Annotated in this window: 12 protein-coding genes and 1 other RNA gene; 9 read left to right on the top strand and 4 right to left on the bottom strand. The window is 61.3% G+C overall.

Translation table 11 applies throughout. The annotated features are described in order from the left end of the window. Positions 1–48 precede the first annotated feature (48 nt). A complete protein-coding gene (locus ACNFCI_RS06670) occupies positions 49–5,052 on the top strand; it encodes a dermonecrotic toxin domain-containing protein (RefSeq protein ID WP_084854629.1) in 5,004 nt (1,667 codons plus the stop codon). Positions 5,053–5,055: 3 nt separating this feature from the next. Here the strand turns inward: ACNFCI_RS06670 and guaD are convergent, their stop codons facing one another. From guaD to xdhA, 4 genes are all read right to left on the bottom strand, one after another. Further along, on the bottom strand, positions 5,056–6,360 hold the full coding sequence (gene guaD, locus ACNFCI_RS06665) for a guanine deaminase (protein ID WP_084854630.1): 1,305 nt from the start codon (positions 6,358–6,360) through the stop codon (positions 5,056–5,058). A gap of 10 nt (positions 6,361–6,370) precedes the next feature. After that, complete coding sequence (gene xdhC / locus ACNFCI_RS06660; protein ID WP_084854631.1) at positions 6,371–7,216, bottom strand: xanthine dehydrogenase accessory protein XdhC; 846 nt, start codon at positions 7,214–7,216, stop codon at positions 6,371–6,373. 145 nt (positions 7,217–7,361) lie between these two features. After that, positions 7,362–9,761, bottom strand: coding sequence for a xanthine dehydrogenase molybdopterin binding subunit (xdhB, locus tag ACNFCI_RS06655; protein WP_368829660.1), 2,400 nt, complete (start codon positions 9,759–9,761; stop codon positions 7,362–7,364). After that, positions 9,754–11,208, bottom strand: coding sequence for a xanthine dehydrogenase small subunit (gene xdhA / locus ACNFCI_RS06650; protein WP_368829659.1), 1,455 nt, complete (start codon positions 11,206–11,208; stop codon positions 9,754–9,756). Before xdhA ends, xdhB begins: the two co-directional genes overlap by 8 nt. A 269-nt stretch (positions 11,209–11,477) precedes the next feature. Here xdhA and ACNFCI_RS06645 point away from each other — a divergent pair, with 269 nt between their 5' ends. The 8 genes from ACNFCI_RS06645 to ACNFCI_RS06610 all read left to right on the top strand — a co-directional run bounded on the left by ACNFCI_RS06645 (position 11,478) and on the right by ACNFCI_RS06610 (position 21,409). Next, a complete protein-coding gene (locus ACNFCI_RS06645; protein ID WP_084854634.1) occupies positions 11,478–12,137 on the top strand; it encodes a GntR family transcriptional regulator in 660 nt (219 codons plus the stop codon). 3 nt (positions 12,138–12,140) lie between these two features. After that, entirely contained in the window at positions 12,141–15,629 is a 3,489-nt protein-coding gene (gene smc / locus ACNFCI_RS06640) for a chromosome segregation protein SMC (RefSeq protein WP_368829658.1), read from the top strand. A 203-nt stretch (positions 15,630–15,832) separates the two neighbouring features. Further along, positions 15,833–16,702, top strand: a complete 870-nt coding sequence (gene zipA, locus ACNFCI_RS06635; protein WP_368829657.1) for a cell division protein ZipA — start codon at positions 15,833–15,835, stop codon at positions 16,700–16,702. 273 nt (positions 16,703–16,975) lie between these two features. Then, the gene (ligA, locus tag ACNFCI_RS06630) at positions 16,976–19,330 is read left to right on the top strand and encodes an NAD-dependent DNA ligase LigA (RefSeq protein ID WP_368829656.1); all 2,355 of its coding nucleotides are present in this window, start codon (positions 16,976–16,978) and stop codon (positions 19,328–19,330) included. 121 nt (positions 19,331–19,451) lie between these two features. Next, positions 19,452–19,548: signal recognition particle sRNA small type (ffs, locus tag ACNFCI_RS06625), an RNA gene on the top strand. 373 nt (positions 19,549–19,921) lie between these two features. After that, the gene (locus tag ACNFCI_RS06620) at positions 19,922–20,416 is read left to right on the top strand and encodes a hypothetical protein (RefSeq protein ID WP_416767686.1); all 495 of its coding nucleotides are present in this window, start codon (positions 19,922–19,924) and stop codon (positions 20,414–20,416) included. Positions 20,417–20,436: 20 nt separating this feature from the next. Further along, entirely contained in the window at positions 20,437–20,874 is a 438-nt protein-coding gene (locus ACNFCI_RS06615; RefSeq protein WP_416767685.1) for a helix-turn-helix domain-containing protein, read from the top strand. Continuing rightward, positions 20,849–21,409 (top strand): hypothetical protein, encoded by a 561-nt coding sequence (locus ACNFCI_RS06610; protein WP_416767683.1) that lies wholly within the window; start codon positions 20,849–20,851, stop codon positions 21,407–21,409. Before ACNFCI_RS06615 ends, ACNFCI_RS06610 begins: the two co-directional genes overlap by 26 nt. Positions 21,410–22,140 lie beyond the last annotated feature (731 nt).

The following is a 22,140-nucleotide window of genomic DNA, read 5'->3' as shown; positions in this document are numbered from 1 at the left end:
ATGGTCACCCTAAGGGACGATTCGTGGCTCTAACACAGGAGCCACCACATGAAATCATTGGACGACCTGCTTGATGTGTTGCCGATTGCTCACGGGCAAGCACACCACGACGAAGCATCCGCTTATGCCCGATCCTGCGTGAATGCAGGGCTTGTGAATGCCCAGGCGCCCATCCTCTGGCTCAACCAACTGCACAAAGCGTTGCGCGCCCAATCGGCCAGCGATAAGGATTGGGCGAATGCCCTTCCTGATGATTTCACCAACTACGCCACGCTGATCGCGAATGACCCGGCGACATGGCGCAAGGTCGTTGATTATGCGATGAAGCAGCAGGCGCGTGATCATGTCGATCTGCTCGCGTTGGGTAGCCTGCCTGCCACTTATCCATGGCAGCTATGTAAAAACCATCGTTTTCGTTATCTGCGTGATCTGCTCGAACGCTTTGGCGAAACACCACCCTCGAAAAGCGCAATGGCCGCTTGGAATGCGGCCTTGACCCAACGACACGACTCCTGGCGGCAGTTGCAGGACGGATTGAGGGAAACTCCGGAAAACTGGACACACCGCATCGAGACGTTTTCCTGTCACATTCAACAAGCCATGAAAAGCGAGGCGAGCCTGCTGGCCGAAGAACGCCGCCTGCCTGCTCAGGTTCATGCTTGGTTGTTTCTGCAGAGTCAAGAGGAGACGGTGCAGTGGTTGTCGGTATGCGCTGATGGGCAGGTGTTGCCTGGCATCTGGATCATGGCTCGGGCCACTGACCGGCAGGCGGGCTTGCATGACGCGCCGATCGTGCTCTGGGTACATGGCGAAAGCGGTGGGATGATTTATCTCGAGAGTCTTGAGGTGCTGCGTGAACGGCTCGGCGCCACATTGGCTATAGGTGGCTTCGCTGTTTCCACGCTCATTTCGCATGCAAGCGCCCAACTGACGTTCATACCCAATAGTGAAGGTTTGCCTGGTTTGGTACGCGACCTGTTCACATTTTGGATGGCGAGGCTGGATTTGAACTCCGACGAGCTGGTCCGAGGGGAGCTTCTTTCGAAGAAACAAAGCGCCCAGTATCGGTTGGACCTGGCCCGGGCGGCCTTGGCAATTCCTGTGGACAGCTGCCGCCAGGCGGCCATGACTGCAGCGGAGCGCCAATGGCAAGGGCAAGCCATAATGGAGATACTGCCCAAATGGATGTTGGTGCGTAGTGATGCCGAGCGCAGGGCCTATGCCGAACACTTGGTGGACTATCACCTTCAGGCGGATAGCCTGGAGCGATGGTTGAAAGCTCAACTTCCGACATTTCCCGTGTTTGCTGCAGCTCTTTTGATCGCGAGGTTGAAGACCGACAAGGGCATCACCTTGACTGCGGACACCGTGTTGCTGGAGAGGCCTGTCAGCGTCACCTATCAGTGGTTTGGCCAGGGCAGCGTCCTGGAACCTGCACCAGGATACGGGGCCGTAGGACACCGGCCAGGGGAGGCCATGAAGTGGGTGCCGAGCGAGAAGTGGGAGTCGGTCACCCTCGAAAAGCTGGCATGCGAAGGGTTCGACTCCAGCGAGCCCTCGGAGGTAGAGCGTCTGGCCATGGCCAACCTGCAAGTCGATGGGATTACGTCTAGCTACCTGTCGGATGTACTGGTTGAGCTCGATCCACTCCAGCGATACGAAACGAAGGTCCGAGCAATATTCGACCTGGCCAATGAGCAGCATGCCGAGCTGCTGGTCGAGCCCTATAGCCAAGAGTTGAAATTGCTGGGTCAGGCATGGCGATGGCGTGGCAATCTGTCCGAAAAAGGGGCGGAGATGCTTAATGCCGCAGCCCAGTCGTCTAGCGCAAAGGCCTTGAGCGAGGCCGGGCTCCGGGTGCATTGGCTGGTCATTACCAGTACGGAGGAACTCGGACGCAACATCGAGGGAGCAGGTGCGCTGGTCGATACGGCGGGAGGGCGTACCATCTTGTACCTGCCTGGCGCCCCTCACGCTCATCGACTGATCGAGCGCGAGCAACTGGACGATGCACTTGAGCATCTACGTTGGTTGATCGAAGTAGAGCCTGCGGTGGCGGAGTACGTGGCGCATCGCTCCAGCGACGAACCGGAAAAACTGCTGAGCTATTTTCGTCAGGCGGCCCTTCGTCGTTATAGAGGCTACCTGAGTGCACCTTTATCATTGACTAAAACGCTGATCCACCTGCAAGTGGCCGAGCGCAGCAATCATCTGATCAATCAAGCGAGGCGCCAGGGGCGCAGCCAGTATGGCATCCGGCAAAAAAGCGACATCCAAGCGCATCACCGCCACTTGGGCTACCTGCGTGCGGCGTTGGCCATCGTACCCGGTGTGAACCTGCCCATCGTACTGCAGGATGTCTACTACGGCGCCTTGGCCATCGGTGACGGCTGGCGTGCGAGAAAGGTCGATACTATCGGCATGGGCATTCTCAGCGTGCTCGGTGGGCTGCTCGATATCATGCTGACCGTCATTCCGGCCGGTTCAAGCGTGGCGAGCCTGCGTAGGGCGTTGCGTGTACAGGCCAGGCGACGCATTGCCATGGATCCTTTCAAAGGGTACGAGGCAAAAATCAAGTTCGATCGCGTGGTGCCATTGAGGGGGCGTGACAGCGGGACCTGGCTCCTCGATGGCAAGAAGTACATCTGGCAGGATGGTCATGCCTATGCAGTGTATCGTCGCAAGGGAGAGCACACGCTGCGCCTGGAAACCACGGCCACGCGCCATTACGATATGCCAGTGAGGGTCGATGGCGAGCGCTGGGTTGTGCATGCGGATGTCGGTCTGCGCGGCGGTGGCGGCCAAATCACCGATGCCGAGCAGGTCTTCGCCAGTTGGGGGCCAGTGAGCCGGCACCCACGTTTCGCCGGCACGACCCGGCCCACGGCTATCAGGCGAGGCCGACGTATCCTGCGGGACTATGAGTTTCCGACCGATGCCCGCGCGGTCGAGTTCGCCTATGCCTACCTGCAAGACACAACAGCACCCGCTTGGTCCCGTGCTTACTTGCGTGGCCAGGGTACGTCAGGAACACAGGCTCCCATCCCCCAACGTTGGCAGGCCGTACGCTGGCAAATCGGGGATGGTGATACCGTGGCGGTTCACGCCTACGGCGGGGAAGTCTCTGTGACATTCGGCGCCGAGACGGTCCCGCGTTCTGGCGTGCGGATCTCAGGCGAGTATTACCCACTCTTGCCAGGCTTTGTCGAAGGGCATGTTCGATACGTGGTTCCCGCGGGACGAATGCCGACGCGGTTGAGTGAGCTGGATGAGCTGATCGAGCAGGGCATGGGGCCTGTTCGCGTCACGCTTGGCAACACTGCAATAGAGCCGGCGCAGGTGATGGGCGGTTATGGCGAGACGTTTTTCCGTCGGCTGCAAAGTCAGTTCCCCGGCATGGCTGATGAAAGCCTCTGGTCATTGGGCGAAGCGATCTACCGTAATGCAGATACTGCTCCAGGCCTGACACAGGTGCGGCTGCATGCGCTTGAGCAATGGCTCGACACAGCGACCTCCGACCCGCTGCTTCATCTGGTCGTACAGGAGGTCGCCGCGCTGAACCCGGTGGTGGCAATCCAGGATGCTCGTGCGTCCTTCGTGCAGTTGCGCTGGACACTGAACAGCACCGAACAAGTCGCCGTACGCGCTGCAGTTGAAGGCAACGTCAGTCATTCGTTGGCCGAAATACTCACCAATGTCATTAGCGATCGCGGTTACCGGGTGCTGTTCCGTCACGGCATTCACCGTCGCTGTGTGGTGCTATTTGTCAAGCCCGGGCGACGTGAAATCTATGTGCTGGTCCAGCATGAAGTGATGGGTGCGGTTTCGCTTCAGACCATGGACAACCTGGTGCTGTTGGGAGATGGATGGCTCGACGTGCTGCTCTCGCGGCTTGTTGATCCCGCCTTGGCAACAGCCCTGCGCTCGGCGCGCCGGCAAGGTTTGCTGCGGCCATTGCTCGGTGGCCTGCATATCGAGGGGGCGCAACGCGCCGAGTTGGTCTGGCAATCTGTCAGGATATCCCCGGGCGCTGCCCTTCAACCATTGCAGGTAAGTACTTGGCGGGAAGCAGTTCGTCCTTTGCAAGGTTCGGACCGAGAGCTGCTTCGCAGTTCCGGTTTATATGGGATGGGAAGCGATGGGCTGGTTCACGGTGTGGGTATCCAGGGCGGTTGGTTGCCGGTGTATCCCACGCAGACCTCTAGCCGGATACTGCTCTCGCGCTCGCAGGCGTTGCCGTCACCATTGACCTTCGATGATCTGGAACGCTGTGTTCGTGAACGCTTCGGTGAGCAGCCCTGGTTATTGGTCCGAGGTCCGGAAGGTTGGTCTGTACGGCGTACCTTGTTTTCCATGCAACTGGACAGCTTGATAATCAGGGCGCGACCCGGCTTTACCCGGCAAAGCGCGCAAAATGCAGCTAGAGCGATACTGGACAGAGCCCAGGGTAGCGAGTATGCAAGGTTGCTGCATCTGGAGCATGTGCTGAATCTGTGGTTGCGCGATAGTCGAAGCCTGGGCGAATTGGCCGACCCTTTCCTGTTGCTTGCCCGGCAACAACCGATTGGCCTGGATAGCGCCAGCTCTTGGCGCCTGGCATTGCCGGTCGAAGCGATAGGTAGCAGTCCGACGGTCTATTACCTGCGAGCGATGGATGACTACACCGCCAACCTATTGGCCGCCGTGCGCGGTACGCGCCTGCGTTCTCATGCCGTCAATGCGATCGACGACTTGCTGGGACGTTATGGGTTGGTGCAACAGTACCGGGTAGGAGGAATCATTCAATACCATCAGCCATCGACGGGAAGGGTCTACCTGATCGCATCGCAGGTCAGCGACCAGGCCTGGATCGATATGGCTTTCGAGCAGGGGCGGGCCGTGTTGTCCAGCAGCTGGATCGAGTCTTGGCTTGCCAATTTGCCCGCAAGCCCGGCACAGTCCCTGCGCCAGGCATTGGCAGGCGGTCAGTTGGTAAGGCTTACCGCGACCCTGCGTCTGGAGGCTGGCCCCCATGTCGGTCAGGTCGCAGTGCAGCGGCTAGTCGATTTCTGAGCCTCAGCGCTGGTGTACCAAACGCCCCGCCGCATAGGTTTCACGCACGGTGCGGTCGTCGCCCAGGGTGGTGAGCACGAACAAGGTCTCCTCGATGCTGTTGGACTGCTGGATGCGGTAGTCCAGCAGCGGGGTGGCCTTGTAGTCCAGCACCACGAAGTCGGCGTCGTTGCCTGGGCGCAGGCTGCCGATACGGTCGTCCAGGCGCAGGGCACGGGCGCCGCCCAGGGTGGCCAGGTACAGGGACTTGTATGGGTGCAGGCGCGCGCCTTGCAGCTGCATGACTTTGTAGGCTTCGTTCAGGGTATTGAGCAGTGAGAAGCTGGTGCCGGCACCGACGTCGGTTCCCAGACCGACATTGACCTTGAACCGCTCCGCCTGGGGCAGGTTGAACAGGCCGCTGCCCAGGAACAGGTTGGAGGTCGGGCAGAAGGCGACCGCCGAACCGGTGTCGGCCAGGCGCTGGCACTCTTCATCGCACAGGTGCACGCCATGGGCGAACACCGAGCGCTCGCCCAGCAGCTCGTAGTGATCGTACACGTCCAGGTAGCCGCTGCGCTCCGGGAACAGTGCCTTGACCCACTCGATTTCCTTGAGGTTCTCCGACAGGTGGGTGTGCATGTACAGCCCGGGGTATTCCTTGAGCAACTGGCCGGCGAGGCTCAGCTGTTCCGGTGTGCTGGTCGGGGCGAAACGTGGCGTCACGGCATAGTGCAAGCGGCCCTTGCCGTGCCAGCGTTCGATCAAGGCCTTGCTTTCGGTATAGCTGGACTCGGCCGTGTCGGTCAGGTAGTCGGGGGCATTGCGGTCCATCATCACCTTGCCGGCGATCAGGCGCAGGTCCAGGCGCTGGGCCTCCTCGAACAAGGCATCGACCGACTCGGGGTGGACGCTGCCGAACACCAGCGCCGTGGTGGTGCCGTTGCGCAGCAGTTCTTTCAGGAAGATGCCTGCCACCTTGTCGGCGTGGGCCTTGTCGGCGAATTGCTTTTCGCAAGGGAAGGTATAGGTGTTCAACCAGTCCAGCAGCTGTTCGCCATAGGAACCGATCATGCCGGTCTGCGGGAAGTGGATGTGGGTGTCGATGAAGCCTGGGGTGATCAGGGCATCCTGGTGGTGCACCACCTCCACGCCGGCACCCAGGGTAGGCAGCAACTCGCTGGCATGGCCCAGTGCGCTGATGCGCCCATCTTCGACCACCAGCAGGCCGTCTTCGTAATATTCGTGGGAAGCGTCGAGGCCCACCTCGGCCGGGTCGGCGATGCTGTGCAGGATGGCGGCTCGGTAGGCTTTGCGGGTTGCGCTCATAACGGTCTCGTCAATTGGCTTGGCTGCGCCGGGAGGGCGGCAGCAATTGGGCGATCGGGCCTGAATTGGCGGCAGCGTCGTGCTGGCCGAAGCAGGCGTTGTAGGTGGCGATGATTTCCCCGGCGATGGACACTGCGATCTCGATCGGCAGCTTGCCCTTGACCTCGGCCAGGCCCATCGGGCAGCGCATCCGCGCCACCACGGCGTCGTCGTAGCCGCGCTCGCGCAGGCGGTGTTCGAACTTGACTCGCTTGGTCTTCGAGCCGATCAGGCCGAACCAGGTGAAATCATTGCGTTTGAGGATGGCTGCGGTCAGCTCCAGGTCCAGCTGGTGGTTATGGGTCATGACGATGCAGTAGCTGCCCGCCGGCAGCTCGGCCACCTCGTCGACCGGCTCCTCGCTGACGACCTTGGTCACGCCGTCGGGAATGGCCTCGGGGAACTCCTGTTCGCGCGAGTCGATCCAGCGTACCCGGCAGGGCAGCGCGGCGAGCAAGGGTACCAGAGCACGGCCGACATGGCCCGCGCCGAACACGGCGATCTGTGCCTGCACGGCGGCCATCGGTTCGAACAGCAGCACGGTGACGCCGCCGCAGCACTGGCCCAGGCTCGCGCCCAGGCTGAAGCGCTCCAGGTGCGGGGTGGTGCGTTGCTCCTGGAGCATCTGCCGGGCGATGTGCAGGGCCTTGTACTCCAGGTGGCCACCGCCGATGGTGTCGAACAGACCGGTGGCGCTGACGACCATCTTGGAGCCAGCGTTGCGTGGCGTGGAGCCACGCTCCTCGATGATGGTCACCAGGACACAGGCTTCGCCGCGGGCCTGGTGATCGGCGAGGGCGTTGATCCATTGGTGCATGATGCAACCTCTCAAAAAGACGACACGTTTCTCTGTAGGAGCCTTGTGCCGCGAAAGGGGCGCGTAGCGGCCCCAGGATCTGGGCAACAACGAAGATGGGGGCTGCTGCGCAGCCCTTTCGCGGCACAAGGCCGCTCCTACAGGATCAATGTGTCAAAGGTTCCAGTTCCTGCTCGACAACCTGCTGCTTGGCCACCGCCTTGCGCATCTGCTCGCAGCCCCACAGCACTCGCTCAGGCGTCGCCGGTGCGTCGACCTGCGGTTGCACGCGGTAGTCGGCGATGCTTGCCACGGCGTCCTTGATCGCGCACCAGGCGGCGATGCCGAGCATGAACGGCGGCTCACCCACGGCCTTGGAGTGGAATACGGTGTCTTCCGGGTTCTTGCGGTTCTCCACCAGCTTGACTCGCAGGTCCAGCGGCATGTCGGCCACGGCCGGGATCTTGTAGCTGGCCGGGCCATTGGTCATCAGCTTGCCCTTGGCGTTCCACACCAGTTCCTCGGTGGTCAGCCAGCCCATGCCCTGGATGAAGCCGCCCTCGACCTGGCCGATGTCGATGGCTGGGTTCAGCGAGGCGCCTACATCGTGCAGGATGTCGGCGCGCAGCATCTTGTATTCGCCGGTCAGGGTGTCGACGATCACCTCGACGCAGGCTGCGCCGAAGGCGAAGTAGTAGAATGGCCGGCCCCGCGCCTGGTCGCGGTCGTAGTAGATCTTCGGCGTGCGGTAGAAGCCAGTGCTCGACAACGACACCTGGGCGAAATAGGCCTGTTGCACCAGTTGCTCGAAGCTGACGATCTGGTCGCGCACGCGCACATGGCCGTTGCGGAACTCCACGTCTTCCTCGGTGACCTTGTAGTGACGGGCAGCGAACTCGGTCAGGCGCTTCTTGAGGATCTCGGCGGCGTTCTGGGCCGCCTTGCCGTTCAGGTCGGCGCCGCTGGAGGCCGCGGTAGGCGAGGTGTTGGGGACCTTGTCGGTGTTGGTAGCGGTGATCTGGATGCGCTCGAAATCGACCTGGAACACCTGCGCCACCACCTGGGCAACCTTGGTGTTCAGGCCCTGGCCCATCTCGGTGCCGCCGTGGTTCAGGTGGATGCTGCCATCGGTGTAGATGTGGATCAGCGCACCGGCCTGGTTGAGGAAGGTGGCGGTGAACGAGATGCCGAACTTCACCGGTGTCAGCGCCAGGCCTTTCTTGAGCACGGGGCTGTGCTCGTTGAAGCGGCGGATCGACTCGCGGCGTTCGGCGTAGTCGGCGCTGGCCTCGAGCTCGGCGGTCATTTCCTCGAGCATGTTGTGCTCGACGGTCTGGTAGTAGTGGGTGACGTTGCGCTCGGTCTTGCCGTAGTAGTTGGCCTTGCGCACCGCCAGCGGGTCGAGCGCCAGGTGACGGGCGATGTGGTCCATCACCTGCTCGATGGCGACCATCCCCTGGGGGCCGCCGAAACCACGGTAGGCGGTATTGGAGGCGGTGTTGGTCTTGCAGCGGTGGCCATGCACCGTGGCATCGCCCAGGTAGTAGGCGTTGTCGGAGTGGAACATGGCGCGGTCGACGATCGAGCCGGAGAGATCCGGCGAGTAGCCGCAGTTGCCGGCCAGGTCCAGGTTGATGCCATGCAGGCGGCCGGTGTCGTCGAAGCCGACGTCGTACTCGACGTAGAACGGGTGGCGCTTGCCGGTCATCATCATGTCTTCGACACGCGGCAGGCGCATCTTGGTCGGCTGGCCGGTCAGGCGCGCGATCACCGCGCACAGGCAGGCCGGGCTGGCCGCCTGGGTCTCCTTGCCGCCGAAGCCGCCGCCCATGCGGCGCATGTCCACGACGATCTTGTTCATCGGCACGTCCAGCACCTCGGCCACCAGTTTCTGTACTTCGGTGGGGTTCTGGGTCGAGCAGAAGACGATCATGCCGCCATCTTCGGTAGGCATCACCGAAGAGATCTGGGTTTCCAGGTAGAAGTGCTCCTGGCCGCCGATGTGCAAGGTGCCTTGCAGGCGGTGCGGGGCGCTGGCCAGGGCCGCGTTGGAATCGCCACGCTGGTGGGTGTGGCTGTCGAGCACGAAGTGCTTCTTGCGCAGGGCTTCGACCACATCCAGTACCGGCTCCAGGTCCTCGTACTCGATAGTCGCTGCCATCGCCGCGCGGCGAGCGGTGTCCAGGTCGCGCGCGGCCACGGCGACCACCGGCTGGCCGAAGTATTCGACCTTGTCGATGGCCAGCAGCGGGTCACCGGCGACCACCGGGCCGATGTCCTTGAGCCCGGGGATGTCTTCGTGGGTGATGGCGATGCGTACACCCTCGAAGGCATAGCACGGGCTGGTGTCGATGCGCAGGATGCGCGCATGGGCGCGGTCGGCGGTGCGCGCATAGACGTGCAGCTGGTTGGGGAATTCCAGGCGGTCGTCGATGTACACCGCTTCGCCGGACACATGCTTGTCCGCACTGTCGTGCTTGATGCTGCGACCGACTCCGGTGGTCAGGTCCTGGCTGAACAGTTCGGCCATCTCGGCCTGGCTCTTGGCTGCGTGATGGTTAGACATATGCGGTCACCCGAGTCTCGATGTGCGGCGATTGCAGTTCGATGAAGTATTTGCGCAGCAGGTTCTGCGCCGTCAGCAGGCGGTACTCGCGGCTGGCGCGGAAGTCGGTGAGCGGGGTGAAGTCCTCGCCCAGGGCCTGGCAGGCCCGTTCGATACTGGCCTGGTTCCATGGTTTGCCGACCAGGGCGGCCTCGCAGGCACGGGCACGCTTGGGGATGGCCGCCATGCCGCCGAAGGCGATACGTGCGTCGCTGACCACGCCATCCTCGATGCGCAAATTGAATGCGGCGCATACCGCCGAGATATCGTCGTCCAGGCGCTTGGACACCTTGTAGGCGCGGAACGCCCAGGCATCGCTGGCACGCGGCACGATGATCTTCTCGATGAACTCGCTGTCCTGGCGGGCGGTGATGCGGTAATCGATGAAGTAGTCCTCCAGCGCCAGGGTGCGTTGGTGTTCGCCCTGGCGCAGCACCACCTGGGCATCGAGGGCGATCAGCAGGGGTGGCGAGTCGCCGATCGGCGAGGCGTTGCCGATGTTGCCGCCCAGGGTGCCCTGGTTGCGGATCTGCAACGAGGCGAAGCGGTGCAGCAGCGCGCCGAAATCCGGATATTCCTCGTTGAGTGCGGTGTAGCAGTCGGTCAGCGGCGTGGCGGCGCCGATCTCCAGGTGGGTCGCGGTCTTCTCGATGCGCTTGAGCTCGGCCACGTGGCCGACATAGATCATCACCGGCAGGGCCTTGTGGAACTGGGTGACCTCCAGGGCCAGGTCGGTGCCGCCGGCCAGCAGGCGCGCCTCGGGGTGCGAGCTGTACAGGTCGGCAAGGTCGGCCACGGTCAGCGGGACCAGGCAGCGTTTGTCGCCACTGTTGAGCTCGCCGGTCTCGGTCGGGATGATCGCCTTCAGTCGCGCGATGGTCTGGGCCTGCTGTTCGTCGAACTGGTCGCGGCAGGGGCGGGCGCAGCTCTGCTCGGCGGCGGCGAGGATCGGGCGGTAGCCGGTGCAGCGGCACAGGTTTCCGGCCAGGGCTTCCTGGGCTTGGTGCAGGTCGTGGCCATCGCTGTTCTTCTGCAGGGCGAACAGGGACATGACGAAACCAGGGGTGCAGAAGCCGCACTGCGAACCATGGCAATCGGCCATGGCCTGTTGCACGCTGTGCAGCTCGCCTTGATGCTTGAGGCCTTCGACGCTGATCAATTGCTTGCCGTGCAAGGCCGAAACGAAGGTCAGGCACGAGTTGAGGCTGCGGTAGCGCAGGGTGTCGCGGCCCTGGTCGTCCTGGGCCAGCTCGCCCACCACCACGGTGCAGGCACCACAGTCGCCACTGGCGCAGCCTTCCTTGGTGCCGGGTTTGCCCAGGTGCTCACGCAGGTATTGCAGCACCGTCATGTTCGGGTCCAGGGCGTGCTCACTACGCAGCTCCTGGTTGACGAGAAACTGGATCACGGGGAAGGCCTCGCAATGGTTTTATTGTTGTTCGGGCGGACTCTAAGCAACGGCTGACCTTTTGGTCAATAATTTTCTGACTCAAAGGTCAAGAATTTGCCTGCGGCCCTGCCCGACGGCAGTGATCGTCCTGTTCCAAGCATAGTGCCTGCCAGCGTCCAGGCGGGCCCCGCAGGTCGAATAAAGCGCGTCGATCCGCTGCGCGGCGGGCAGGCAATTACGCTACAATCGCCACCTTGTGCCCCGTTCAAAGATTCTGAAGGAAAACCATGACGTTCAAGGCGCCGGACAGCCTCTCCGAGCAGATTGCCCATTACCTGGCCGAGCGGATCATTCGCGGCGAACTCAAGCCGGGCGAACGCATCCAGGAGCAGAAGGTCACCCAGGCGCTCAATGTCAGCCGTGGTTCGGTGCGCGAGGCGCTGTTGATCCTCGAACGCCGGCACTTGATCGCCATCCTGCCGCGCCGTGGCGCCCACGTCACCGAGCTGGACGAACGTGGCGTGCGCAGCCTGTGCGCCCTGATGGGCGAGTTCTACATCCTGTTGGGCAATGCGGTGGCCAGGCACTGGCGCAGTGAAGCTGATCTCGAGCCGTTCCTGGAGATCCAGCAGCGCTTGCAGCAGGCTCATGCCCGGCAGGACATCGAGGCCTTCGTCGCCGACAGCTTCGCCGTGATGCGCGCAGCCTATCCGTTCGCCGACAACCCCTACCTGCAGGAAACCGTCGAGAACCTGCAGCCGGCCATGAGCCGCGCCTACTACCTGGCCCTGGACCAGCGCCAGGCCAACATGGTCGACTACCTGGAGCTGTTCGCCCGGCTGCTCGAAGCCGTGGTCGCCCGTGACCAGGTGCGCATCCGCGAAGTGCTGGTCGCCTATAGCCAGCGCAGTTGCGAGCTGGTGCTGGCGGCACTGGCACGGATCTGATCGATGCGCCTGAAGTGCATTCGCCTGGCCGGGTTCAAGTCGTTCGTCGACCCGACCACGGTCAACTTCCCCAGCAACATGGCTGCCGTGGTGGGGCCCAACGGCTGCGGCAAATCCAACATCATCGACGCGGTGCGCTGGGTGATGGGCGAGAGTTCGGCCAAGAACCTGCGTGGCGAGTCGATGACCGACGTCATCTTCAACGGCTCATCCGGTCGCAAGCCCGTCAGCCAGGCCAGCATCGAGCTGGTATTCGACAACAGCGAAACCACGCTGATTGGCGAATATGCCGCCTACGCCGAAATTTCCATCCGCCGCAAGGTCACCCGCGACGGGCAGAACACCTACTACCTCAACGGCACCAAGTGCCGGCGTCGTGACATTACCGACATCTTCCTCGGTACAGGCCTGGGGCCGCGCAGCTATTCGATCATCGAACAGGGCATGATTTCCAAGCTGATCGAAGCCAAGCCTGAGGAGCTGCGCAATTTCATCGAGGAAGCCGCGGGTATCTCCAAGTACAAGGAGCGCCGCCGCGAGACCGAGAACCGTATCCGCCGCACCCAGGAAAACCTCGCCCGCTTGACCGACCTGCGCGAAGAGCTGGAGCGCCAGCTCGAGCGCCTGCACCGCCAGGCCCAGGCCGCCGAGAAGTACCGCGAATACAAAGCCCAGGAGCGCCAGCTCAAGGCGCGCCTGTCGGCGCTGCGTTGGCGAGACCTGGACGAGCGTGTGCGCCAGCGCGAGGCCGTCATCGGCGACCAGGAGGTGGCCTTCGAGGCCCTGGTGGCCGAGCAGCGCAATGCCGATGCAAGCATCGAGCGCCTGCGTGATGGCCATCATGAGCTGTCCGAGCGTTTCAATCAGGTTCAGGGCCGGTTCTATTCGGTCGCAGGCGACATCGCCCGGGTCGAGCAGAGCATCCAGCATGGCCAGCAACGCCTGCGCCAATTGCAGGATGACCTCAAGGAGGCCGAGCGTACCCGCCTGGAGACCGAGTCTCACCTGGGGCACGACCGCACTCTGCTGGCGACCTTGGGTGAAGAGCTGGCGATGCTCGAACCCGAGCAGGAGCTGACCCTGGCCGCGGCCGAGGAAGCCACCGCCCACCTCGAGGAGGCCGAGGCGGGCATGCAGGGCTGGCAGGAGCAGTGGGACACTTTCAACAGCCGGTCGGCTGAGCCGCGACGCCAGGCCGAAGTGCAGCAGTCGCGCCTTCAGCAGCTCGAAGCCAGCCTCGAACGCCTGTCAGAGCGTCAGCGCAAGCTGGGTGAAGAACGCGATCAGCTGGGCGCCGACCCTGAAGGGGAGGTGCTGCTCGAGCTGACAGAACAGCTTGCCGGTAGCGAGTTGTTGCTTGAAGAACTCCAGCTGGGCGAGCAACAGGTGGTCGAGCAGCTGGAAGATGTACGCGAGCAATTGCAGTCGGCCACCGAGACCCACCAGCAATCCCAGGGCGAGTTGCAGCGCCTGGGCGGACGCCTGGCTTCCCTGGAAGCCTTGCAGCAAGCCGCCCTGGAGCCCGGCGCCGATGCCGCCGACTGGCTGCGCGGCCAGGGCCTGGCGCAACGGCCGCGCCTGGCCGAAGGGTTGCGGGTCGAGCCGGGGTGGGAGCTGGCCGTGGAAACCGTGCTCGGCGCCGACCTGCAGGCGGTGCTGGTCGATGATTTCGGCAACCTGGACTTCGCTGCCCTCGAGCAGGGCGAACTGCGCCTGACCCTGGAGCAGCCCCAAGGTACCCGGCTACCGGGCAGCCTCTTGGATAAAGTCGAAGGCCACACCGACCTTGCGCCCTGGCTCGGCCAGGTGCGCCCGGTGGAGAGCCTCGAGCAGGCCCTGGCGCTGCGCGAAGGCCTGGGCCAGGGCGATAGCCTGGTCAGCCGCGACGGCTACTGGGTCGGGCGGCATTTTCTGCGGGTCAATCGGGGGGGCGAGTCCCAGGGGGGCGTGCTCGCCCGTGGCCAGGAGATCGAGCGCCTGGGGCTTGAGCAGCGCGAATTGGAAGAGCGCCTGGAGCACCTCGACCGCGAGGTCCAGACCCGTCGTGAACAACAGCGCGAGCTGGAAGCGCAGCGTGAGCAACTGCACCGGCGCACCCAGGAGGCAAGCCGCCAGCAGGGCGAGCTCAAGGCGCGCCTGTCGGCTGGCCGCGCCCGTGCCGAGCAGGTGGCGTTGCGCCAGCAGCGCCTGGGCGAAGAGCTGGCCGAGCTGCAGGCGCAACGCGCCCTCGAGCATGAACAACTGGGCGAGGCGCGTCTGGTGCTGCAAGAGGCCCTGGAGCAGATGGCCCAGGACACCGAACAGCGTGAACAGCTGATGGCCCGTCGCGACACCCTGCGCGAAGGCCTGGACCGCATTCGCCAGGAGGCTCGCCAGCACAAGGACCACGCCCACCAGCTGGCCGTACGCCTGGGCTCGCTGCGTGCCCAGCACGACTCCACCCGCCAGGCCCTGGAGCGCCTGGAACTGCAGGCGGCGCGCCTGAGCGAGCGCCAGGAACAGCTGAACCTGAACTTGGAAGAAGGCGAGGCCCCGCTGGAGGAGTTGCGCCTGAAGCTCGAAGAGCTGCTCGAGCGGCGCATGGGCGTCGATGAAGAGATGCGCCAGGCCCGCCTGCACATGGACGAGGCCGACCGCGAACTGCGCGATGCCGAGCGTCGTCGTACCCAGGCCGAGCAGCAGGCCCAGTTGCTGCGTGGCCAGCTGGAGCAGTCGCGCCTGGAGTCCCAGGGCCTGGACGTGCGCCGCAAGACGCTGCAAGAGCAATTGCTGGCCGATGGCTATGATTTGCAGGGCGTGCTCGCCACCCTCGAGCCCGAAGCCGGCGAGCAGGGCACCGAGCAGGAGCTGGAGCAACTGGACGGGCGGATCCAGCGCCTGGGGGCGATCAACCTGGCGGCGATCGAGGAGTACCAGCAGCAGTCCGAACGCAAGCGCTACCTGGACGCCCAGGACGCTGACCTGGTGGAAGCCCTGGAGACCCTTGAAAACGTCATTCGCAAGATCGACAAGGAGACCCGCAACCGCTTCAAGGATACCTTTGATCAGATAAATGCCGGTTTACAGGCACTTTTTCCAAAAGTTTTCGGTGGCGGCAGTGCCTACTTGGAACTGACGGGCGAAGATCTACTCGATACAGGGGTGACGATCATGGCGCGCCCGCCGGGCAAGAAAAACAGCACCATCCATCTGCTGTCCGGCGGCGAGAAGGCGTTGACCGCCCTGGCATTGGTGTTCGCCATCTTCAAGCTGAACCCGGCACCGTTCTGCATGCTCGACGAGGTCGATGCCCCGCTGGACGATGCCAACGTCGGGCGTTACGCCAGGTTGGTCAAGGAAATGAGCGAAAGCGTGCAGTTCATCTACATCACCCATAACAAGATCGCCATGGAAATGGCCGAACAATTGATGGGGGTGACGATGCACGAGCCGGGCTGTTCACGTCTTGTTGCAGTTGATGTGGAGGAAGCGCTGGCCATGGTCGACGCCTGATGAGAGAACAGAGGGCACAAACCAGAGGGAAATGCCCCCGACATGTGCGACAGACGGTGTAAAGTTGTCTTTGGTCGTGCTAGCTTAATGTCACTTGTTTTTTGCGTGGGTAAAACGCCTGTCAGAACATAGAGTTGGCGCCACGTGTTAAAGGGCTTTGAAGCCTTTGTTTTCAAGCATATTTTTTAGAGGCACGGGATTACATGGAAATCGGTCTGCGCGAGTGGCTGATCGTCATCGGCGTCATTGTCATCGCCGGTATTCTTTTCGACGGCTGGCGCCGCATGCGCGGCGGCAAGGGCAAGTTGAAATTCCGTCTGGATCGCAGTTATTCCAACCTGCCGGACGAAGAGGGCAGCGCCGAGGTGCTCGGCCCTGCTCGCGTACTGGAAACCCAGAAGGAGCCTGAGCTGGACGAGAGCGACCTGCCGTCGGTCAGCGCGCCGGCGCGCGAGCGCGAGCCCAAGCCGGCCAAGGCCGCCAAGCGTGGCAAGCGTGCTGGCGAGCCGCAGCAGGGCGACCTGAACCTGGCTGCCGAGCCGCGCGAGCCCGACCTGTTCGCCGATGCCGACGAGGACTACCCGGCCGATAAACGCCACAATGGCACGGCGAGCAGCAATACCGTCAAGGAGCTGCCGCCGGCGGAGGAAGTGCTGGTGATCAGCGTGATCTCCCGTGACGAGGGTGGCTTCAAGGGGCCGGCCCTGTTGCAGAACATTCTCGAAAGCGGCCTGCGTTTCGGCGAGATGGACATCTTCCACCGCCACGAAAGCATGGCCGGCCACGGCGAGGTGCTGTTCTCCATGGCCAATGCGGTCAAGCCGGGCGTGTTCGACCTGGACGACATCGACCACTTCAGCACCCGCGCGGTGAGCTTCTTCCTGGGTCTGCCTGGGCCGCGTCATCCGAAGCAGGCCTTCGACGTGATGGTGGCTGCGGCGCGCAAGCTGGCCCACGAACTCAACGGCGAGCTCAAGGACGACCAGCGCAGCGTACTGACTGCCCAGACCATCGAGCACTACCGCCAGCGCATCGTCGAGTTCGAGCGCCGCGCGCTGACCCAGAAGCGCTGATGTACCCCAGCGGGCGGATCCGGCCTCCGGATCCGCCTGCGAGATTTCATCGAAAGAGTAGCCCGCAGAGGCTGATGCTGTTCACTTAAGCTATTTGTGACATTGGTTGGGGCTGCTATGCAGCCCATCGCGGGGCAAGCCCGCTCCTACAGCGATCACACCCGCGCCGTAGGAGCGGGCTCGCCCCGCGATGGGGCGCGTAGCGGCCCCAATTGCTTAGGTACACAGCATCAGCCCCAGGCTGCTCTTTTGCTTTGCAAGAGAAAACGGACGATGAACGACGAAAACCGTATCCATGAATTGCGTGCCGAGCTCGACCAGCACAACTACCGCTACTACGTGCTCGACGAGCCGAGCGTGCCCGACGCCGAATACGACCGCCTGTTCAACGAGCTCAAGGCCCTGGAGGCCGAGCACCCCCACCTGGTGACACCCGACTCGCCGACCCAGCGGGTGGGTGGCGCGGCGCTGGCGGCGTTCAGCCAGGTTCGCCACGAAATCCCCATGCTCAGCCTGGGCAACGCCTTCGAGGAGGACGACCTGCGCGATTTCGATCGCCGGGTAGTGGAGGGCCTGGACCTGCCGTCAGGCGACCTGTTCGCCGACGAGGCAGCAGTCGACTACAGCTGCGAGCCCAAGCTCGATGGCCTGGCGGTCAGCCTGTTGTACCGCGATGGCCTGCTGGTGCAGGGCGCCACCCGTGGCGATGGCACCACGGGCGAGGACATCAGTGCCAACGTGCGCACCGTGCGCAACATCCCGCTCAAACTGCAAGGCAGCGGCTGGCCGGCAGTGCTGGAGGTTCGTGGCGAGGTCTACATGAGCAAGGCCGGCTTCGAACGCCTCAACGCCGCCCAGGCCGAGAGCGGTGGCAAGACCTTCGCCAACCCACGCAACGCGGCCGCCGGCAGCCTGCGCCAGCTGGACCCGAAGATCACCGCCAGCCGCCCGCTGGAGTTCTGCTGCTACGGGGTGGGCCAGGTGTCCGAGACCATCGCCGACAGCCATATCGGGATCCTCGAGAAGCTCAAGGGCTGGGGCATGCCCATCAGCCGTGAGCTCAGGCATGCCGCCGGGGTCGAACAGTGCCTGGCCTACTATCGCGACATCGGCGCCCGGCGCAACGACCTGCCCTATGAAATTGACGGCGTGGTATTCAAGGTCAACAGCCTGGCCGCCCAGCGCGAACTGGGTTTCCGTGCCCGTGAGCCACGTTGGGCCATCGCCCACAAGTTCCCGGCCATGGAAGAGCTCACCGAAGTGCTCGATGTCGAATTCCAGGTCGGCCGCACGGGCGCAGTGACGCCGGTGGCGCGGTTGAAGCCGGTCAAGGTGGCGGGTGTCACCGTTTCCAACGCCACCTTGCACAACATGGACGAAATCGCCCGCCTGGGCCTGATGATCGGTGACACCGTGATCATCCGGCGGGCCGGCGACGTCATCCCGCAGGTGATGCAGGTGGTGGCCGAGCGCCGCCCCGAGAATGCCCGGCCGGTGCAGGTGCCCAGCCAGTGCCCGGTCTGTGGTTCGCAGGTCGAGCGCACCCAGCTGGTCAAGCGCAGCAAAGGCAAGGAAACCACCAGTGAAGGCGCGGTATACCGTTGCGTCGGCCGCCTGGCCTGTGCGGCCCAGCTCAAGCAGGCGATCATCCACTACGTCTCGCGCCGTGCCATGGACATCGATGGCCTGGGCGAGAAGAGTGTCGAGCAGTTGGTCGATGAAGGCCTGATCCGCTCGCCGGCCGACCTGTACCGCCTGACCTTCGAGCAAGTGGTCGAGCTCGAAGGTTTCGCCGAGGTCTCCAGCAACAAGTTGCTGGACGCCATCGAGGCCAGCAAGCGGCCCAGCCTGGCGCGCTTCATCTTCGCCCTGGGGATCCCGGATGTCGGCGAGGAAACCGCCAAGGTCCTGGCCCGTTCCCTGGGCAGCCTGGCGCGGGTGCAGCAGGCCTTGCCGCAAGTGTTGACCTACCTGCCGGACATCGGCCTGGAAGTCGCCTACGAGATCCACAACTTCTTCGAGGACGACCACAACCGCGACGTCATCCAGCAGTTGCTCGACAGCGGCCTGCAGTTGCAGGACGAAGGCGAGCTGGCCGCCGAGTTCGCCGCCAGTACCACCCTGGACGGCATGATCGCCAAGCTCGACATCCCCTCGGTCGGCCCGACCGGTGCGCAGAAGCTGGTGGCCAAGCTAGGCACCCTGGACAAGATCATCGCAGCCGACGGCATCGACCTGCGCCAGGCCTTGAACGCCAAACAGGCCGAGGCCGTGCGCGAGTTCTTCAAGGCGCCGGCCAACCAGCAACTGGCCCGTGACATCGAGGCGCAACTGCTGGAATTCGGCATGCACTGGGCTAGCGAGAAGAAGGTTGCAGAAGGCCTGCCCCTGGCCGGGCAGACCTGGGTCCTGACCGGCACCCTGGAGCGCATGAGCCGCGACGTCGCCAAGGACAAGCTGGAAAGCCTCGGCGCCAAGGTGGCCGGCTCGGTGTCCGGCAAGACCCATTGCGTGGTCGCCGGTCCCGGCGCCGGCTCCAAGCTGGCCAAGGCCAACGAGCTGGGCCTCAAGGTGCTCGATGAAGATGCTTTCGTCAGCTTCCTCGAGGCCCAGGGCATCGCCGTCTGACCGACGAATGGCACAAGTCATTGAGAAATGATGGTTTTTTCTCGATGCAGAGGTTGTAACTTCGCCCCAGACCGGTACAATGGCGCGGCTCGTCACTTGGCGAGCCGCGTAGTGGTGGCCCCATCGGTCCCCCCGCAACGATTACCCGTTAACCTGGTCAGGCCCGGAAGGGAGCAGCCATAGCGGGAACATCGTGTGCCGGGGTGTGGCTGGTGGGGCCGCCTCCATTTCCTAAGTCCTTAATTCTAAAGGGCTTTTCTCGCTCAAAATCTCGAAGTGGACCAGTGCCGTAGTACACCTAAGTGGTGTATCGTGCTGTAAATCTTACGAGCTGACATTTCTCTTGTCATTAAAATCCCGCACGGTTCCTCAGCACGGTCTTGTTCAAGAGATCTGACCTTAAAGCTACACGATCAACAGATGCGTGGGTTAGCTCAATGCTAAGGAAAACAAGACGTTAGGAGTCTCTCTCTTGCACTTCGGCAGCTCAATCTGGCGATCATATGAGCTCTGTGCCATATTGCCATCACCTCATCGGGTCGGCTTGCCGTGTCAAGAGGTTTGAGTTAACCTGCGTGTTAAGGAGTCGGCATGAAGCTGTATGAGCTAACAAGGAAGTACATCTTGGAGAAGGCGGGTATCAATACCGCCAAAATGACCTCGATCAGTGGAACTCTCAAATGGGCGCCAGTGATGATTCTCCCTGCCTCAGGTGTGGCGGATAAAGCTTCCTTCATCAAATCTGTCATCGCTGAGGTTGACGACCGCTCCAAGCGTAGTCATTTCGTGGCAATGATCGATGCGATTTACAGCGGCATGACGCTCGACGATTTCTCTGAGTATTTTGCTAATAGCGCTGTCAAATACAAGGTGGCAGGCAAATTCGAATACGCAAACAAAGTCGAGAATCTGAGGGAGCTCAAGCATGGAAACAAGGATCGAATATACCTGTATCCATATACAGGAAAAGGTGGGCGCTACCTATTTTTCCTTGAGGCTGCCCATAAGAACCAAGAGCAGACCGAGAAAGCGCTGAAGGATCGTCTTGGCGAGGTGATTAAAAGGATCATCGACGAGAAATTATAGTTATTATTTAGGGTTCCGTTATGACTAACATTGATATCGCCCAACAGATTGCCGAAGATGCTGAGGTGTTCTGCTACGCACGCCGAGGAGCCCCTATTCTTGAAATCAGGCGGATCATGTCGTTGAAGGGGCTTAAAAATATCGACCTCGCTGAAAGGCTTGGTGTCTCAGAGGCTAACATTTCACGTTGGCTTCGTGGCGACCAGAATCTGAAACTTGATACTATCTATTCTCTCGCCGATGCTGTTCAGGAAAGACTTGATCTTTGTTTTGGCGAGTCTCATCTGAGGCAGTTTTTGACTGATATGAAATACTCAGAATCTGAAGCGCAAGAATTTGTAGTTGGCGTTAATTCGCTTGAGGATTATAAATCTTATGCTCGTTTTGAGTTTTTTTCCTGCAATGATGAAGAGTACGGAGAGGTAGAGGCCAATGAAGGCTGCTTCGCTTTCGGTTGATAAGGTTGAGTTTATCCACATTAAGGTGGAGACCAATAGTGACTTTGATGGTGAGTTTTCATCAGAGTTCAAGCAGCTCGAATTTCCGTTTAAAGGTGTAACTTTTCGCCGTCGTATGAGTTTGCAGTACGATAAGAGAAATCCAGAGGATCCGAAAAGTTTTGTCTTTGGACTGAATCTGATGATTGCAGAGGATTCTGAAGATCCAGAGAATGTTTCTCTCCCGTATAATGTTGATGTTAAGGCTATCGTATATATGAAATACGAGTCGGATCAACTGGAAGGGATGGAGCGATTCCGTGCGGTTAGGGCTACTGGATATACGATTTTGTACGGTGCTATTCGAGAGATGGTTTCAAATCTCACGGCTAGAGCCCCGCACGGTATGTGGTCTCTACCCTCAGCCAATTTTAATACAGCCGCGCATGAAGAGGCCCAGCGGGACGAGGAAAGACGTCAGGAACTCATTGCCAAGAAATTAAATCCTGTTGTGAAGAAAACAGCTAAGCGGGTTAAGAAGGAAGATAAAGCTTGATAAAAAAATAACGAGCTGGCTTTAATGGGATTTTGCTGTTTTGGTTTTTTTGGGTTTTTTTTGTAAGGCCTCGCGAATTGTTTTTGCGGGGCTTTTTTATGTTTTGTATCTATTTTTATGCTTCTAAGTTATTCTATTTTTTAGCTGATTAAATCTCGGGCTACCTTTCCTGTTCTTGAGTTTTGGCTTGCTGGTGTTATTTTATTGATTGCTTGTGGTTTTCAAGTGCGATAATTTCCATTTAGGATGGTCGCGAGCTAATTGGTAGAATTAATTTCGGTCATTTGTGCGGAAGCCAATAATATTGCTGGCGCTTCTTGGCAGTCCGGTCTCCCTCCTTTATTGGGTGACAGTTTTCTCAAAAATAATCTCTGACGCTTTCGTAGCTGCGAGAGCCAAGAGCGAACATACCGATTAATGATATGGTGGTGGGCTGACTGCTCTGTAGATGAAGTCGGTCGTCTTGCGCAGGGAAAGATCAGAAAATTCCTACTCGCGTTGGGCGTAGAATGTCCGAACTGAGAGAGAAGATCGATGAAGCGAACATTGCTAGGAATGGTTGCCGCTGGGGAGGCATTGTTGCTCGATGCTATTGAGGCGACCCGTGCCTACCATCAAGCAGAAGCTGAAGGGAGGCCGGTCAAGGAGGTAGAACGCCTGCGAATGCTTGCTGATTCGCTGTATCACACTGTGACCCATTGGCAGGTCCAAGCTACCAACAGCCGGACATT

It is taken from the genome of Pseudomonas sp. NY15356 (assembly GCF_048068175.1).
GTDB classification, from domain to species: Bacteria; Pseudomonadota; Gammaproteobacteria; order Pseudomonadales; family Pseudomonadaceae; genus Aquipseudomonas; species Aquipseudomonas putida_K.
The sequence above is the reverse complement of the archived record's forward strand: the minus strand, read 5'-3'. Positions and strand labels throughout refer to the sequence as shown.

Coding starts and splice junctions, on each gene's coding strand:
- xdhC (WP_084854631.1), bottom strand. CDS start 7,216: ATGCACCAATGGATCAACGCCCTCGCCGATCACCAGGCCCGCGGCGAA.
- ACNFCI_RS06670 (WP_084854629.1), top strand. CDS start 49: ATGAAATCATTGGACGACCTGCTTGATGTGTTGCCGATTGCTCACGGG.
- ACNFCI_RS06620 (WP_416767686.1), top strand. CDS start 19,922: ATGAAGCTGTATGAGCTAACAAGGAAGTACATCTTGGAGAAGGCGGGT.
- ACNFCI_RS06615 (WP_416767685.1), top strand. CDS start 20,437: ATGACTAACATTGATATCGCCCAACAGATTGCCGAAGATGCTGAGGTG.
- ligA (WP_368829656.1), top strand. CDS start 16,976: ATGAACGACGAAAACCGTATCCATGAATTGCGTGCCGAGCTCGACCAG.
- guaD (WP_084854630.1), bottom strand. CDS start 6,360: ATGAGCGCAACCCGCAAAGCCTACCGAGCCGCCATCCTGCACAGCATC.
- zipA (WP_368829657.1), top strand. CDS start 15,833: ATGGAAATCGGTCTGCGCGAGTGGCTGATCGTCATCGGCGTCATTGTC.
- ACNFCI_RS06645 (WP_084854634.1), top strand. CDS start 11,478: ATGACGTTCAAGGCGCCGGACAGCCTCTCCGAGCAGATTGCCCATTAC.
- ACNFCI_RS06610 (WP_416767683.1), top strand. CDS start 20,849: ATGAAGGCTGCTTCGCTTTCGGTTGATAAGGTTGAGTTTATCCACATT.
- smc (WP_368829658.1), top strand. CDS start 12,141: ATGCGCCTGAAGTGCATTCGCCTGGCCGGGTTCAAGTCGTTCGTCGAC.
- xdhB (WP_368829660.1), bottom strand. CDS start 9,761: ATGTCTAACCATCACGCAGCCAAGAGCCAGGCCGAGATGGCCGAACTG.